The sequence below is a fragment of the Paenibacillus sp. GL_099_B genome (assembly GCF_057835695.1).
The window spans coordinates 2,431,022-2,447,364 of record NZ_CM174430.1 but is presented as its reverse complement, the minus strand read 5'-3'; the positions used below and the strand labels follow the sequence as shown (position 1 = coordinate 2,447,364).

Sequence of the window (16,343 nt, the reverse complement as noted above, 5' to 3'; positions counted from 1 at the left end):
TAGTCATTTTTGCGATGTTATAGTCTAAAAAAAGTAGCACCTCATCGAAATGAAGTGCTACTTGATGTCTAGCTATTATTGAGAGATGATCTCTCTTGCTTTGTACGTTCCGCACACTTTGCATACGTGGTGACTAAGCTTCAGCTCGCCACATTGTTCACATTTCACCATACCCGGTACTGCCAATTTAAAGTGAGTGCGACGTTTGTCGCGACGCGTCTTGGATGTTCTCCGTTGAGGTACTGCCATTATTCCCACCTCCTTATCAAAATAAACCTTTGCAGGTAGTTGTTACAATGTTCGATTTTCAATCATGCTCATTTAAAAAAATCCTTGAGCCCTGCAAGCCGCGGATCGATAACTTGGTTATCACAACCGCAGTCACCTTCGTTCAGCTCATGGCCACACTTGGGGCATAACCCTTTGCATGTATCGCTACACAGCGGTATAAACGGAAGATTCAGCAGAAAAGCTTCCTCAGCATAACCCTTCAGATCAACGCTATCTCCATCCACATAGAAAGTATCGTCGTCTTCGTGCAATTCCTCTGGCTGCTTTCCCTTCTTGAATTGCTCATGAAAATCAATATGAAAATGTTCATTAATCGGCTTAAGACACCGGGAGCACAACATGTCCACTCCTGCTGTCAGCTTGCCATGAACATCCACAACGTCTCCCTCTCTGAACTCTGCAGATAAATCTGCGGTCAGCGGGGTAACGGCTGTGATATCTTGTCGGTTAGAAACCAGTTCCTTGATATCCCACTGTTCATTAAACTGCAGGGGACCATCACTGGTAGCCACTTTGCGAAATGGCATTAACATTTTCCATCACTCCAAACGAAACCAATCTCATAATTAAAGTTAAACGCCTAACGACAGTTATACAGGTCAAGCCTGACTCTTGCAACACATCATATTCCTGACTGTATGTATTCTGACGATTCCTCGTTAAAAGTATTATGAAATTGACTTAACAAACAAAAATCATTATACCGATTTTTCAAGACGTTTGTCAACACTTTTAACTTTACACCCTTTTTAAAAATGACGATCCTAATCCGCATTCGATCTCTGATACATTATAGGCTTACTGTAAGTTAAACTACAAGTCATGCATTTTGAAGGCGGGTTCCGGCTATATCGACCTGAAGGATTCTTTTCTTTTTCCTCGTATACACTGCGATATGATTTGAACAAAGGTATATCCATGTCCTATTATGGAACAAGATGAGCTCGCATATTATCGGGCTAGGAAGAGAAAGATTGATCCCCAATTGAACATTTACCGAAAGGAGCGCATTCTCATATGAAAGCCGTTGGCGTCATTGTTGAATATAACCCTTTACATAACGGACATGTCTACCATCTGAGTGAAGCAAGGCGGCTCAGTGGAGCAGACGTTGTTGTGGCTGTGATGAGCGGCCCTTTCCTCCAGCGCGGCGAACCCGCCATCGTGGGCAAAAGGGTACGCACTGAGATGGCGCTGCATGCTGGCGCCGATCTGGTGCTTGAACTGCCGGTTGCCTATGCTGTACAACCGGCCGAGTGGTTCGCCTTTGGTGCGGTGTCACTGCTGCACCGCACAGGCGTGGTGGGCTCGCTCTGCTTTGGCAGCGAGTCCGGCGACCTGGACAGCCTGCAGCGCATTGCGCGCGTGCTGGCTGTGGAGCCCGCAGGGCTGCGCGAGGATATCGCGCGCCGCCTGCGGGAAGGCGCCAGCTATCCCGCCGCATACGCAGGTGCGGCGGCGGCACTGGCGCCTGGCGGCGTCGATGCGGACGACGCCGCTGCACTGCTGGGGCAGCCCAACAATTCGCTTGGGCTGCATTACCTGATCGCGCTGCAACGGCTGGGCAGCGCGATCAAGCCCTTTACGGCGGCACGTACCGGTGCCGCGTATCATGAAGCGACGCCCGGACCGGGGGCGATCGCCAGTGCAACCGCCGTCCGCCGCCTGCTGATGGCGGACGGGCCCGAAGCCGCCGCACCATACGTGCCGGCGGCAACCCTTGCCATTCTGCAGCGCGAATGGCAAGAAGGGCGCGCTCCCGTACACTGGGAGCGCTTTGCGCAGCCGCTGCTGCACATCGCGGCCACACGCCGTGCCTCCGAGCTGGAGCAGATCGCCGAAGTCACGGAAGGACTCGAACACAGGCTGAGCCGTACTCTTGCTCAGCTCCCGGAGCCTTCAGTCGAGGCATTGCTGAACGCACTTAAAACGAAACGGTACACACACACAAAGCTACAGCGCATGTTGACCCATATCCTGCTGAATCATACCAAGGCAGAATGTTCGCCCGAAAAGCTGGCTGAAGGGCCAGCATATCTTCGAGTGCTGGGGTTTAATGCACAAGGACAGAGCCTCTTGAAACAGATGAAAAAGACGGCTTCTCTGCCCGTTCTGCTGAAACCATCAACCTTTGTCCATAACCAGTTGGAGCTGGATGTACAAGCTCAGGCAGCATATGCACTCGCCTGCGAACATACCGATACACGCATGATGTACAGCGACTACTATGACCCACCTGTGAGGCTCTGATTCTACGTTCAGTCATATCCATAGCTGGTTGAATATAAAAGATTTCGACGTCTTCAGTGTTGTTCAATTGGATCGACTCACAAGTTTTTGCCGGAGCCAACGCTTATGATGCAATCCTGATCTATTGGTTATAAGATTGATCAGACTCCGTTGATGATGCGTTATTTAATATCGATTACTCAAACAAAATCCCCCTATTGCACACCGATTCGGCATCGTTGCAATAGGGGGATTTTACATCATCCTCATTCATTCAACCATTCTATTTATTGAGAATAATTGTGTTAGGATTTGACAGACAAGGTTTTCAGATAAGCCAGCGCATCATCCACCGTGCTGACAGGGATGAGTTTCATTTTGGTACCAATCTGTTCAGCCTTGGCTTCGGCTTCTTTATAATTGTCCTTTGGCACAAAGAAAAACTCCGCTTCTTTCCGGTCCGCCGCAACAATTTTGTGCACAACGCCACCAATTGCGCCAACTACACCTTCTTTGGTAATCGTGCCTGTGCCAGCAATCCGGTGACCTTTCGTCAAATCTCCAGGGGTCAACTGATTGTAAATCTCCAGGGTGAACATCAGTCCGGCAGATGGACCACCTACCTGAGTATCCGTGAAGGATATCTGTTTATCCGGATCTTCTGCTTTCACTTTCTGAACCGCACCGATCATGACACCCAGTGCCGGGCGAACTTCACCGGTTTTGCTGTCTTTTACTTCAATGAGTTGAACGTCGCGGCTGATGGTCTCCCCACCTCGCTCCAATTGCATCTCGACCGTATCTCCGACCTTTTTGTTCTTTAACTGCTCAGACAGCACCGTATTGTCGGGAGTCGCCGTTCCGTTTACACCCAAAATAATATCTCCGGGCTCAATATCTCCCTTAGGTTTTGGATCTTCGGACAACCCAAATACAAAAATATGATCAGGAACAATGGAGTATTTCACTCTCGACTGCTCATAAGCCGCCTCCATTGCCGAGGATTGTGAATCACTCATGAACCAGACCTGTTCGGCAGAATATTCTGCTTCGCTTTTGCCGCGCAGCCGATCTTCTTTTTTGTCTACTTGAGCATTTCGATTAAACAAGGAGGTTCCTAGCAAAAACACATTGGCATATGTTGCCGACACTGTCGTCATCATAAACACACCGCGTTCTTCCTTATCCCCCTCTTTCACGGTAACCATGGGTTTTACTTCGTCGGCACTACCAGGCATATAAATGATATATGGCGTTGGCATATATACCGCAACATAGACGACCAGAGCCACCACGATCACAAAGATCGAAGCTCTGAATCCGCCAGATTTCCGAATCCGATTCATTGCATGAGCCCCCGTTCTTTGCGTATCTTTCAATAATTATAAGTCTAACACTCTCATGCTTTTGCATACAATGGTACAGGCCGGATAGGCCGCTGTTTACAGTAGCTTATCCGGTCAAGGCCGAAGCGTCCACGGACGTCATTCGGCCGTCCACAACTAATCCTGGCCGAGTGTATGCGGCACTATCCATATGAGGTGAAACAATGACAATGCAGAGCGAAGTTACGGGCTCTGGACCGTTACGAACGGTACTTATGAGTACAGGCGCTTTATTGCTGGTAATTGCAGTAGTTGTATCTCCAAAAGATGCATTCGATGCCTCTATTCAAGGTTTGGATATCTGGTGGAAAATCATCTTTCCTGCCATGCTTCCATTCCTGATGTTATCCCAAATGCTGACTGCATTCGGCTTTACCCACGCACTTGGCGTCTTATTAGGGCCATTAATGCAGCGGTGGTTCCGTCTGCCGGGCAAAGCCGGACTGGCTGTTGTTGTCGGCATGTGCGGTGGCTTTCCGGCAGGAACAGATACCGCCTCCCGCTTAGTGCAGGATCAACAAATTACCGCCAAACAGGCGGGTATTGTCGCATCAGCATCTCATTTCGCCAATCCATTGATGATTATACTTGTCATCGGTGCTGCTTTTCTTCACCAGCCTGCTGCCGGATATTTCCTTCTGATCGTTCACTGGGTTAGTGGCTGGATTGCCACCATGATCGGAGTACGTCTCCTACCCAAGGAATCAAAAGGGGAAAAACACTCAACTGCAAACCCTTCTTCGTATAAACGACGGAGCCTATGGTCCCAGATGATGTTTGCAGCCCGCGAAGCCCAGGAACGTGACGGACGCGGGTTCGGCAAATTGCTTGGTGACACGGTCTCCCAAGCTGTACAAACCTTAATGATGACCGGAGGATATATGATTGTATTTGCCGTGTTTGTTCGGCTGCTCACCCTCTATATCACCCCCGGTACTTCAGTTGCTTTTTGGCCCTCACTGCTGGAACTCCATCTGGGAACCTATCACCTGAGTCAGAGCCCACTGACATCCGTTATGCTAATGTCCTTGCTTGCGGCCGTCCTCGGCTGGGGAGGTCTATGCTCTCATCTGCAAGTCTCCGCCGTGCTGAAAGCTGCGGGACTTGCCACAACGTCCATGTTGTATTTTGCCGGAATCCGCCTGCTTCATGCATTGGTTGCATTTTTCATCAGCTTGCTGCTGTGGCTGCCATTCAGCCGTTACAGTTCCGAGGTCTGGGTCACGTTTCAGAACAATCCGGGCAATGGTTTGTCACCATTCCTAACCAAGCAATCCCTGGTAGGCATGAACACCTCCGACATCATCGATGCCGTCTGGATTGGATTCCCTGCTGCCTGTATCGGTCTGGCATTGCTGCTCACCGTCATGATCTGCCTATCTGGGCTGACCTTCTGGTTTAACCGCCGGTTTTCTCGCTAATTTTCTGACGCAGCGCAACTTCCACTTCAGGTGAGACCAGATCGGTGACATCTCCGTGGTAGTGGGCAATTTCCTTGACGATGCTGGAGCTCAGATAAGAATATTTTGGATTGGTCATCATGAAAATGGTTTCCGCATCCGGATTTAACTTGCTGTTCGTCGAAGCCAGCTGAAGCTCATATTCAAAATCTGTCACCGAGCGGATACCACGGACAATGACCTGAGCATCTTTTTGCCGTACATAATTTGCCGTCAGATCACGGAAGCTGTCCACCTCCACATTAGGCAGATGACTCGTGACTTCTGTAATGAGACTCTTGCGTTCTTCCACCGTAAACAATGGATTTTTGCTCATATTATTCAATACAGCCACGATGACGCGATCGAACTGCTTGGACGCCCGGGCAATAATGTCCAGATGGCCCATGGTTACGGGATCAAAACTCCCTGGATATACGGCAATTCGTTCCTGACGATGTATCATTTCACTCATGAGGAGCCTCCTCTTCCGCTGTGCTAGGTTCTCCATCTTCTGTTGTTGCAGCAGGTGCATAATAATAGATGGATACAGCTGTCTCCCCATACAATGCCTTGCGCGTTTGTTCAAACGGGCCGAATTGCTCAGGGTAACTATATTTGGATTCATATTCAAGCACGATGGTCGCTTCCGATTCAAGCAGATCCAGTTCATGCATTGTAAGCATTAACTCGTCCCCATTTTTCATACGGTAGGGCGGATCAAGAAATACGAGATCAAATTGTGTGCTTCGCTTGGCGAGCGCCTTCAATGCACGACTGGCATCATTCCGGTATATGGCCGCCTGATCTTCCAGCTTGGTTGCCTTCAGATTTGCACGGATCACTTCAATGCTTTTCGATTCCAAGTCAACAAAAACAGCCTTGTCCATGCCGCGGCTCAGCGCCTCAATACCGAGACCACCACTGCCTGCAAACAGATCCAATGCTGTACCGCCCTCAAAATAAGGGCCAATCATACTAAACAACGCTTCCTTCACCTTGTCGGTGGTCGGCCGCGTTCCTGTGCCAGGAACAGCCTTCAGCGGTCTGCCTTTCGCACTCCCAGATACCACTCTCACTGATGAGTCACCTTTTCTCTCTATGTAAGTTTATTGATAAAGCTATCGTACCACAATCGGGTTCAGTTTGAAAAAACTGCACTTTCAAGTAACGTTTTAATTTTAAATTTGAATATTTTTTATATAAATAACAAATAAAAACAAGCAATTTATTCACAAAAAAAAGCGTGCAAGAATTATAATCAATTTAACAGATTCTTAGACAGGCTAAAAATTAGTGAAGAATTGACAATTGTAATTTACTTGTCTTTTTCAAGTACATAGTAAATTTATGATCTATCATTAAATACTTTAGCTTAGGTCCCAGCAATCTGATTAATTTGAAAAAAGCCCTTATTTCTTTAGTATTAATTATGTCAATTTCATCGACTACTGTGTCTGCGAGTCAAATTGATTTATCAAGTACTTCTCCCAGCAATTCTTATGAAGATTTGCAACGATCCAAAGATAACAACTACATTATCAAAAATGATCCCCAAGATGTAGCTAAATCAAGAATTATTAATGACAGTACAGTCATCTCTCCAAAAGCTGAAAATCCTGGTGAAGGTGCAACTAGAGTCAATTTGGTAACCTATGGATCCTATGCGGTTCTTGAAGAACAAGACAAAAATCTGGAATATTTGAAACTATTAAGAATAATGCGATGTGGATCATTGGAAACTTTGTAAAAACAACTGTAGGGACTGTTGTTTACAATGTTGTAGATTTATTGATAGATAATATTGATGTTAAGCAGTATGCTACCGCTCAAACATTAGTGGGTTATTCGTATCCAACCAAACAAGGACAAGTCTGGTATAACAATACTTGGAATACTTTGTTCGAAACAACAAATAGAAATACGTATAAATATTACTATGCTTTATTCTGGAATACAAATCACGTTCAAAGACAAGACACAAAAGACTTTACTCCAGATAAGGGTTTTAGCCCAGAACGCATTCAAAAATCTACAAATTACGATAATAATCAGTATATACTAAATAAAGCTAATACTAACTATTTGCAAGGTAAGAAATATACATCTGAAGAGTGGAATTGATTTATAGCAAATTATAATAAACTTTGGAGGACAACTTGAATGTCTCATCGTGTTTTAGTCTGCATATTATTTGTTGTTCTACTTTTTACCGTCTCTGCTTGTACTCAATCACAGTCAACGAATCAATTCCAAAAAAGAACCGACTCAGCTACACTCCAGACTGAGAAAGAAGATTTAGATCAAAGATTAGAAAATGATCAAAAATCTTTTCTTGACTTCAAAGAAAAATTATATTCCCTCAGCGCTACTGTTACCTTATCTAAGGAAAAGGATGCTTTTCGGATTAAATATGAAATATTAATGGATGATGTACAATCCGAATTCAAGAACGTTATTCAATCTTTTACGTTAAGCCCTAGTATGATGAACTATGTTGATACTCCAGATTTAATAAATACTAATGCTCATAATGAAATAGTGACCGACCTGAAACCCAATGAGGATCCAGTGGGATTGAGTCTAAGCCGGGCTTATGTTCTAAAACCCGCAAGTGATTGGTCCGTCAACAACCCTTCATACCTTGAAGACATGTATATTAAAATATCTTACGGGCCTGATGATAAACGTACAGAGGATTACTGGCATATTCGTGCTGTACCATCACCAGAATTAACCCAATACCTCAGTTCAAAAAAGTAATAATTTAACGATGCAACATGTATAAACAGGAAACTTTCCGGCCATCCTGTAATTATCGACATCACAAGTGTCGTAGACAACCGCGGAGAAGACTTACGTTTCCCCATAAGCTCTTCGTCCGGTTTCTCCTCTCCCATGAAAAGTAGGCCCTCGAAAGAGGGCCTATTTTTGTTATCATTATTATGTAACATAACCGCATCGACCAATTATAAAACCGTTGCCCTCAGACAACACTATTCCCCATATTCATCCATACTGGCCTCGAATTCGGATTGTAACCATTCAATTTCTTTAAGCCATTCTTCCATGTCATTCATAAATTCCGTATGATCCAAGTGTTCGATCTTATATTTCTTCAGTTTGTCGCTCAGAAAAGCATAGAAATAATGACTCAATTCATACCGCTGTCTGCTTTTGCTAAACGTTTTATACTGATCCTCACTTACCGTCATATCCAAATAAATGGTATGGTCCTTCTTTGCATATCTGACCGTCGATTTTCTCTCATATTCTTCAGGAAGACATCTGAAAACAAAGAACAGCTCAATGTCACACGCTTGATACTTACTTTCTGCTTTATCAAACACAGGCTGCAATTCATCCGAAAGTGCGGCAACCTGTGTTAACCCTGAGGTGTCTGTCGACTTATCCAGTATCATATTAAAGTCCCTCTTTGTTCATCTCTTTGCTCATCTCACTGTATTTCCGATTTGAACGGCGCAGGTTAATCATTGAAACCATAAGGAGAACTACAGGCAACAACATATTCCATGACTGATTCTTAATCATCACGATCGCGAAGAACACCATTGCTGCCCATACCACTATTTCAATTGCTTCATACTTGGTTAAGATGCGCTTGAATGCTTTTCTGGAAATGAGGCGAATTAGGAAATAAGCGATTAAGCAATAGAATGCGCCCATTCCCAGTATGGCAATCAGGACCATCAACATCCCCATGAACATGCCTCTAATCACCTCTCAACTTCATTCCCTTAATTTTACCATATGAGCGAAAGAGTGTCATCGGAATGCTCCTGCCTGAACTCTCCATATCACCATCATTTATTTCTCTTCACTAATCACTGTCGCGTTATAAATCACAATCCGTTTGCCATTCAGATCAAAAAGCACTTTATTTCCATACTCCGTATCCTGCAAATCAATCTTCCCCTCATACGTATGAATCAATTCCCCCGAATTACTGTATACGTTAACCACACGCTCCAGACCCCCGGAGTTGTTGGACCGCATCGTTTTCAGCGCACGTTCACCTGAAGCCGTGTTGAAATACCAGATGAAGCATCCTACGATGATACCTAGTATGACGAGAATCGTTACCCATACACCTGTCTTTGCTTTTCTGCTCAAAAGAAGCCCCCCCTTTATCCATGTCCAGTACAGTACGAAACAGATACGGTAGCGGTTTCATAGCTCACCATCTGATAACAACAAACAGAGGCCCCCAGTGTTGGAGACCTCTATCCTTTAGCTACATCTTATACAGCGCTATTACAACGCACGAATGATAAATTCAAATTGCAGTTCGCCGTCCGAGGCGATGCGGTACTCAGGATGAACCGGCGCTCCCCAGCTATCGTCACCACCTACGCCCATTTGTTTGCCGGCTACCGTTACAACCGTATAATGCACCGGAGGCAGCTCATACGCATGTTGTGCATTCTCCAGCTCAAATGCCGTATATGGGGATACATTCAGCTCGACTGGAGCTGCAGCAGATTCAATTTTAAAGCCACGTCCTGCGTTGTCGGTCAATTTTGCCCAACGTACACCCGTACGGTTGCCCGACTCCTGCGGTACAAGATATGGAGCAACGGTATCCGCTACCTTGCTATCATGGATACCCAGTCGTGCGCCAAATGCACGGTCCGCATAGTTTTCTTCCGGTCCCATCGCCAGCCACTCCACGTTTTCAAACTCCGGTGATGTCTTGAAGGAAAGAGCATGAATCGGAAGATCTGGCAGACCTGCCGTTCCTTTATACGTATTATGCACATGCACACTACCATCTGCACGCACGGTATAAGCCACTTTCACTTGTACATCTGCCGAAATATTAAGCTTGTACGTGAATTCGATCCGATATTGATCCGGGTTTTGTTCCGCTTTCCAGTTCACACATCTAGGCAGCAGACTTGCAGCATACCAAGCCCCAAGCTCGAAGCCCATAGCAGTACCCTTATCATTATCGGTGGTCGCACGCCAGAACAATGGCACAGGAGGCTGAGCAATCGTCTCCCGGCCTGACAGCTTCAGGGATACCAATGTTCCGAAAGCCTTGGAGAACAGGACATGGGTTTGGCCTACCCTTACCCCGATATTAACGTCCCCTTCAACGACCTGAATTTCATTTGTCAGGTTCAGATCCGACGCCACAGTTTCCGACTTGCCCTGAGCGAATATAAACTGTCCAAAGGCAACTTCCTCGCCTTTTTCTGCCCACAATGTTGCTGCTTTTAATACAAACGCGGTATTCACTGCATATTCCCCACCAGCAAGAGATTCCACATCAAGTGGAAGTTTCACAACGGTCTCGCTTTGTGGGCCCACGTTTACCTCCAGCGTTCCACGCAGCACTTCATGACCTTCACGATCCAGACTATATACCAGTTCGAATTCAGACGTGTCCGCAAACAAATTATCGTTAACGATTTTCACACCTTCCCGATCCGGGAACAGCTTGATGTTTTGGTACAGGAATTTGACTTCCTGCATCTTGGCAGACACTTTGCGGTCTGCGTGCACAATGCCGTCTCCACAGAACGAATAGTCCGAAGGTCGATCACCGAAATCTCCGCCATAAGCAAGGAACTCTTTGCCGTAACGGTCTTTTTTATAAATGGCTTGATCAATGTAATCCCAAATGAAGCCGCCCTGGTACATCGGATACTTGTCTTCCAGTTCCGTATACTTATGCATACCGCCAATGGAGTTACCCATGGCATGCATGTATTCACAGCTGATATATGGCTTTTCCGGATTCGCGTTCAAGAACTCCTCAATGTCCGCAGGTTTGGCATACATGCGTGATTCCATATCACTCGTATCGTTAAAGCGACGATCGTGGAAAACCCCTTCATAATGAACAAGACGTGTAGGATCAGCCGATTTGAAATATTGTGAAACTTTATAGATCACTTCACCACCATGAGACTCGTTACCACAAGACCAGATCAGAATGGACGGATGGTTTTTATCCCGCTCTACCATCGACACCGCACGATCCATAACGATATCATGCCACTCTGGAAGGTCACCAGGAATAACCCACGAAGGCTCAACCGCACCTAGTTTCTGCCATGATCCATGCGTCTCCAGGTTCATTTCATCAATCACATACAATCCATATTCATCACAAAGTTCATACCATAGGCTTTGGTTTGGATAGTGAGATGTACGAACAGCGTTCATATTGTTTTGTTTTATAGTCTGAACATCCCACAGCATGTCTTCCTTGGTTACAGCACGTCCGCGACGCGGATTGAATTCGTGACGGTTTACGCCTTTGAAAACAATACGTTTACCATTGATGTGCATCACTTTATCGATCATTTCAAATGTACGGAAGCCAACGGCCTGAGGTACAACCTCCAACAGCTCGCCTGATGCATCATATACTTGAATGTACAGACGATACAGGTAAGGAACCTCAGCGCTCCACAGATTTACTTTTCCAATCTCCTCACGAAAACTCACCAGACCATTGGTAACTTCAATACCACCAAATGTTTTCACCGTGTTGCCTTCTGCATCCCGCAGTTCAGCCTTCACTTTGGCTCCAGCAGCAGCTTTTCCTTCAAGCTTGAGATCCACGTTTAACGTACCATTGGTATAAGACTTGTCCAGATCCGTCACAACCCGCACATCGCGAATATGCGCAGCCGGCACAGTATACAGATACACATCTCTGAAAATGCCGGAGAACCGCCAGAAATCCTGATCCTCCAACCAACTGCCTGTGCTGCGTTGATACACTTCCACAGCCAGTTTATTCTCTCCGTCCTGAAGGAATGGTGTCAGATCAAAATCGGATGGTGTAAAGCTGTCTTCCCCATATCCGACAAATTGTCCGTTAAGCCATACATAGAATGCAGATTCTACACCCTGAAACGAAATATATACCGGACTGTTCTGCCAGCCTGTTGGCAAATGGAATGTGCGAATATAACTGCCTACTGGGTTTTGGTCCTGCGGTAATGCAGGTGGACGCAATTCGTTTAACCCATCCCAAGGATACTGAGTATTTACGTATTGGTTCTGACCGTATCCTTGGAGCTGAATATGCCCCGGTACTTCAATATCATCCCAACCGCCACTGGAGAATTCCTGCTTGTAAAAAGCTTCGGGGCGGCAATCCGGACGGATCGCATAATTAAATTTCCACGTTCCGTTAAGGTTATAGCGCATAGCCATTGCACCGGATGCTTTCGCTTCTTCCATAGTACGGTAATAGCGATGATCCGAGTAAGCGTTAAGGCGGTTTACTTCAAAAACGCTTACATCGCCCAGCCAGTTAATATCTGCTTGTGTTGCTTTCATTCGGCTCTCTCTCCCTCTTGAAACAAATATATTTATTACTTATTCAGTACAGATTCTTATTTTCCTTTTACGAAACAAACATAAACAAACAGAAAGACAGAGGCACGCCATGTCTGGCGTCCTCTTCTCTCTCTTCTACATTGACGTCCATTCAGACGGTTTAATGATGATATGCATTACTTAACGGAACCAACCATACCTGCGACAAAGTGTTTTTGCATAATGAAGAATACAATGGCTGTCGGTAATGTCGCGATGACGATGGCGGTCATGATGACACCATAATCCGGTGAATAACTGGAACCGAGGTTCGAGATTAACAACGGAATCGTCTGTTGGTCTGGCGTTTGCAGCACCACGAGAGGCCAGAGGTAGTTATTCCAGCTGCTCATGAATGTGATGATCGCAGCGGCTGCATATGTTGTTTTCATCGTTGGCATGTAGATCTTCAGGAAGATACCAATTTCGCTCAGACCATCAATCCGGCCTGCTTCAAGCATCTCTTTCGGAAACATTTTGGTGTTCTGACGGAAGAAGAAGATCAGGAACGCCGTTGTGATGGTTGGCAGAATAACTGCAGCCATGGTGTTGATTCCGATAAACGGTGCAAAACCGGAAATCGTAGCAAACATCCGGTATAAAGGAACCATGAGCGCTGCGAACGGTATCATCATGGACAGTAACAGAATGTTAAATACGATATCACGTGATTTCGTCCGGTATACTTCGAATCCATAACCGGCCAGGGAACCAATCAGCAGAGCAAGAATCGTGGAAATAACGGAAACAATCGCCGAATTTCCAAGTGCCTGTACCAGATTGGTCGAATCCAGCAATTTGTTGAAGTTATCAAGGAAAACCGATCCAGGAAGCAGTCTGCCTTTGGTGACATCTACAGAAGCATTGGTTGAACTGACAAGCATCCAGAAGAACGGGAAGATGGACACAAATGCAACGATGGACAAAAAGACATATGTGAATATACGTTTTGCTTTTGCTTTAGCCATTTCTCTCACCTGCCACTTTGAACTGGATAATGGACAATACGATAATCATCAGCACGATGGAATACGAAACGGTTGCCGCATATCCGAAGTCCGGTGAATATTTGAACGAAAGGTTATAAATGTACTGGGAGATGGACATCGTCGCATTACCCGGACCACCTTTGGTAATGTTCATAATCTCATCGAAAATTTGCAATGTACCAATCGTCGATGTAATGGAGGTGAACAGGATAATCGGTTTGAGCAATGGAACGGTAATTTTGAAAAATTGCGTGAAAGCATTTGCGCCATCAATCCGTGCAGCTTCATAGATCGACTGATCAATGTTCTGAAGAGATGACAGATAGAAAATCATGTTATATCCGGTCCAACGCCAAGTAACGGCGATTATAATCGTAATTTTAGCCCAAAACGGGTCAGTGATCCATTGAATCGGTTCAGCAATCACGTGCAGATTCATCAGGAATTGGTTAACCATTCCATCAGAAGAGAACAGATATTTGAATACGACAGAGTAGGCAACCAATGAGGTTACGCAAGGTAGGAAGATAGCAGTACGGAAGAAGCTGCGGAAGCGCAACGTACTATCATTCAATAACACGGAAATAAACAAACCGAGAATAATCATGACAGGCACTTGAATGATCAAGTACAGAAATGTATTGGATACAGCAGTACGGAACGTTGTATCAATGAATAATCTTTTATAGTTATCCAGGCCCGTAAATTCAAGATTGGCTCCTACACCCGACTTGAACGATAAGAGCAGCGCTTGCAGCATCGGATAGAAGTAAAATGCAACGATCCCGATAACAGCGAGCGAAATAAAAGCCCATCCAGTCAAATTATTTTTCTTTTGCAGACTGTCTCCTGTATTCATGGCTTTGGCTTTCACAGTATGGCTCCTCTCTCTCCGTGTAACATGGATAGAACCCAGGGAGCCTCCACCATGTCCGGGTCGGCTACTGCTTGTGCCAGACAGTGGAACGGCTCCGATGCTTCCTTGGGTTCTATAAGTTACCGTGGATCATCTTAGTTTAATTGTGCTTCAGCTTGTTTCTGTGCATCAGCCAGAACGTCATCAATCGCTTTGCCGTTCAGGAAGTTTTGCATTTCAACAACCAGAATGTCCTCGATGGCATATGTGTTGATACCGTAATTTACGCTAGGGATTTCTTGCGTCCATTTTGCAAAGTCAGCAAACACTTTTTGTCCACCGAAGAACTCGTCGGCTTTATCAAACGCTTCGCCTTCTGCCGCCGGTTTGTACGTGCCGATCGCACCAATGTTGTTCAACAAATCTTGATACAATTGTTTATCAGAACCGAATGTTTTACCCATGAAATCAGCAGCTTGGTCTGCACCAGCAACATTATTCATGACGTACCAAGAGCTACCACCCAAGTTGGATGCGTGTACAGAATTCGATTGTCCAGCCATTTTAGGAAGTGGTGCTACCGCCCATTTGCCGGATTGGGATGCTTCTTGACGAACGGATGGTGTAATCCAGTTTCCTGTAGGAATGGTAGCAACATCACCATTGTTGAATGCTGCCACGAATTGGCTCCAGTCGGAGTTCAACTTAACGATATTTGCATCCATCATTGCTTTGTACGTTACAAATGCTTCTTTCAACGCTGCATTGCCAGCCAGATCAGGTGTTTTACCATCTTCTTTGGAATACCATGAACCTGCGGATTGAATCATCATACGGATCAGACCCAGATCATTAGGATCAAGTGTGATCAGATCTTTGCCTGTTTTGGCTTTTACATCTTTACCGATTTTGATGTAATCATCCCATGTGATGTCCTGAAGGTCAGCTGCTTTGTAGCCTGCTTGCTCCAGCAAATCTGTTCTGTAGTAGAGACCTGTTACGCCAGAGTCAAACGGAACTCCGAACTGTTTGCCATCAAAAGCGGTTGGTCCCAGTTTGTAATCTGCGAAATCGGAAGCAGTGATTGTAGAGGACATATCTTTAAACGCATCAGGGTAAGCGTTCAGGAAACTTTGGGAACGGTAATCTTCAATCAGGACAATGTTCGGAAGGCCGCTGCTTGTTCCCGAGTTCAAACCTGTATTCAGCTTTTGGATAATGTCAGCTTGAGCATATTCAATGATGTTGATTTTCAGATCAGGATTTTGTTTTTGATAGGCTTCTTTTGCAGTTTCTAATGCAGCGACGTTAAACGCTTTATCCCAAGCCCAGATCGTAATTTCATTAGAGGTTTTTTCACCCTCACTTGCCTTGTTCCCTCCACCACCGGAAGAACATGCAGACAACAGCAGGACAGTAACGAGCATCAGTACCCACATTTTTTTCAAACGATTCAACTCCCCTTCGACCTCTTTGTGTGTAATTTGTTTGCGTTTTCTGAAAGCGTTTGCTCTCGATGAATTCATCTTATCATTCCCAAATCTTCATTCGTTAGTAATAATTTTGTGTTGATTTGTCATCTTATTGCCACAATGAAAACCTTTACAGAAACCGCTTGCATTAAATTTGTTTTTTTGTAATTTCTTTTGATTTTGTACTTTTTGGATCTGAATATTTTACAAGACAGACTGCATTCTTAGGCTCTGAACACCAAAAAGGCCCTCCCGTGTTGTCATCGACAACCTAGGAAGACCTTCTATTAAAGCCACCTTTTCATAAAAATAACGACCTT

Annotated in this window: 17 protein-coding genes; 5 read left to right on the top strand and 12 right to left on the bottom strand. The window is 45.3% G+C overall.

Annotated elements, in window-relative coordinates; genetic code table 11:
* Window positions 1–75: 75 nt before the first annotated feature.
* Both rpmF and AC3ITG_RS11395 read right to left on the bottom strand, forming a co-directional pair.
* On the bottom strand, window positions 76–249 hold the full coding sequence (gene rpmF, locus AC3ITG_RS11400) for a 50S ribosomal protein L32 (protein ID WP_017689233.1): 174 nt from the start codon (window positions 247–249) through the stop codon (window positions 76–78).
* Between the two features lie 68 nt (window positions 250–317).
* Complete coding sequence (locus AC3ITG_RS11395) at window positions 318–824, bottom strand: YceD family protein (protein WP_413377417.1); 507 nt, start codon at window positions 822–824, stop codon at window positions 318–320.
* Window positions 825–1,308: 484 nt separating this feature from the next.
* Between AC3ITG_RS11395 and AC3ITG_RS11390 the strand changes: the two genes are divergently transcribed.
* On the top strand, window positions 1,309–2,541 hold the full coding sequence (locus tag AC3ITG_RS11390) for a nucleotidyltransferase (protein WP_489253778.1): 1,233 nt from the start codon (window positions 1,309–1,311) through the stop codon (window positions 2,539–2,541).
* A 284-nt stretch (window positions 2,542–2,825) separates the two neighbouring features.
* Here AC3ITG_RS11390 and AC3ITG_RS11385 read toward each other — a convergent pair whose 3' ends face one another.
* Entirely contained in the window at window positions 2,826–3,866 is a 1,041-nt protein-coding gene (locus AC3ITG_RS11385; protein ID WP_489253777.1) for a SepM family pheromone-processing serine protease, read from the bottom strand.
* Between the two features lie 203 nt (window positions 3,867–4,069).
* Between AC3ITG_RS11385 and AC3ITG_RS11380 the strand changes: the two genes are divergently transcribed.
* Window positions 4,070–5,326, top strand: coding sequence for a nucleoside recognition domain-containing protein (locus AC3ITG_RS11380; protein ID WP_489253776.1), 1,257 nt, complete (start codon window positions 4,070–4,072; stop codon window positions 5,324–5,326).
* Here AC3ITG_RS11380 and coaD read toward each other — a convergent pair.
* The gene (coaD, locus tag AC3ITG_RS11375) at window positions 5,304–5,810 is read right to left on the bottom strand and encodes a pantetheine-phosphate adenylyltransferase (RefSeq protein WP_413379574.1); all 507 of its coding nucleotides are present in this window, start codon (window positions 5,808–5,810) and stop codon (window positions 5,304–5,306) included. The genes AC3ITG_RS11380 and coaD overlap by 23 nt on opposite strands.
* 1 nt (window position 5,811) lies before the next feature.
* Window positions 5,812–6,423 carry a 16S rRNA (guanine(966)-N(2))-methyltransferase RsmD gene (rsmD, locus tag AC3ITG_RS11370; RefSeq protein WP_413377409.1) on the bottom strand — a complete coding sequence of 204 codons (612 nt, stop codon included), beginning with the start codon at window positions 6,421–6,423 and terminating at the stop codon, window positions 5,812–5,814.
* 320 nt (window positions 6,424–6,743) lie between these two features.
* Between rsmD and AC3ITG_RS11365 the strand changes: the two genes are divergently transcribed.
* The 3 genes from AC3ITG_RS11365 to AC3ITG_RS11355 are packed head-to-tail and all read left to right on the top strand — an operon-like array spanning window position 6,744 to window position 8,107.
* A complete protein-coding gene (locus AC3ITG_RS11365) occupies window positions 6,744–7,094 on the top strand; it encodes a hypothetical protein (protein ID WP_489253775.1) in 351 nt (116 codons plus the stop codon).
* Complete coding sequence (locus tag AC3ITG_RS11360; protein ID WP_489253774.1) at window positions 7,070–7,468, top strand: hypothetical protein; 399 nt, start codon at window positions 7,070–7,072, stop codon at window positions 7,466–7,468. The genes AC3ITG_RS11365 and AC3ITG_RS11360 overlap by 25 nt, the downstream gene beginning before the upstream one ends.
* A 39-nt stretch (window positions 7,469–7,507) precedes the next feature.
* Complete coding sequence (locus AC3ITG_RS11355) at window positions 7,508–8,107, top strand: hypothetical protein (protein ID WP_489253773.1); 600 nt, start codon at window positions 7,508–7,510, stop codon at window positions 8,105–8,107.
* 233 nt (window positions 8,108–8,340) lie between these two features.
* On the opposite strand, the gene AC3ITG_RS11350 is transcribed toward AC3ITG_RS11355, so the two are convergent.
* The 7 genes from AC3ITG_RS11350 to AC3ITG_RS11320 all read right to left on the bottom strand — a co-directional run bounded on the left by AC3ITG_RS11350 (window position 8,341) and on the right by AC3ITG_RS11320 (window position 15,999).
* Complete coding sequence (locus AC3ITG_RS11350) at window positions 8,341–8,766, bottom strand: Imm44 family immunity protein (RefSeq protein ID WP_489253772.1); 426 nt, start codon at window positions 8,764–8,766, stop codon at window positions 8,341–8,343.
* 1 nt (window position 8,767) lies between these two features.
* Window positions 8,768–9,067: a hypothetical protein gene (locus tag AC3ITG_RS11345; RefSeq protein WP_489253771.1), complete on the bottom strand. Its 300-nt coding sequence runs from the start codon at window positions 9,065–9,067 to the stop codon at window positions 8,768–8,770.
* Window positions 9,068–9,172: 105 nt separating this feature from the next.
* A complete protein-coding gene (locus tag AC3ITG_RS11340) occupies window positions 9,173–9,478 on the bottom strand; it encodes a hypothetical protein (protein WP_379434710.1) in 306 nt (101 codons plus the stop codon).
* 141 nt (window positions 9,479–9,619) lie between these two features.
* Entirely contained in the window at window positions 9,620–12,667 is a 3,048-nt protein-coding gene (gene lacZ, locus AC3ITG_RS11335; RefSeq protein ID WP_489253770.1) for a beta-galactosidase, LacZ type, read from the bottom strand.
* Window positions 12,668–12,843: 176 nt separating this feature from the next.
* Window positions 12,844–13,674, bottom strand: coding sequence for a carbohydrate ABC transporter permease (locus AC3ITG_RS11330; RefSeq protein ID WP_274566358.1), 831 nt, complete (start codon window positions 13,672–13,674; stop codon window positions 12,844–12,846).
* Window positions 13,667–14,554 (bottom strand): carbohydrate ABC transporter permease, encoded by an 888-nt coding sequence (locus tag AC3ITG_RS11325; RefSeq protein WP_053783937.1) that lies wholly within the window; start codon window positions 14,552–14,554, stop codon window positions 13,667–13,669. Before AC3ITG_RS11325 ends, AC3ITG_RS11330 begins: the two co-directional genes overlap by 8 nt.
* A 152-nt stretch (window positions 14,555–14,706) precedes the next feature.
* Window positions 14,707–15,999 (bottom strand): ABC transporter substrate-binding protein, encoded by a 1,293-nt coding sequence (locus AC3ITG_RS11320; RefSeq protein ID WP_413377398.1) that lies wholly within the window; start codon window positions 15,997–15,999, stop codon window positions 14,707–14,709.
* Between the last annotated feature and the right edge of the window lie 344 nt (window positions 16,000–16,343).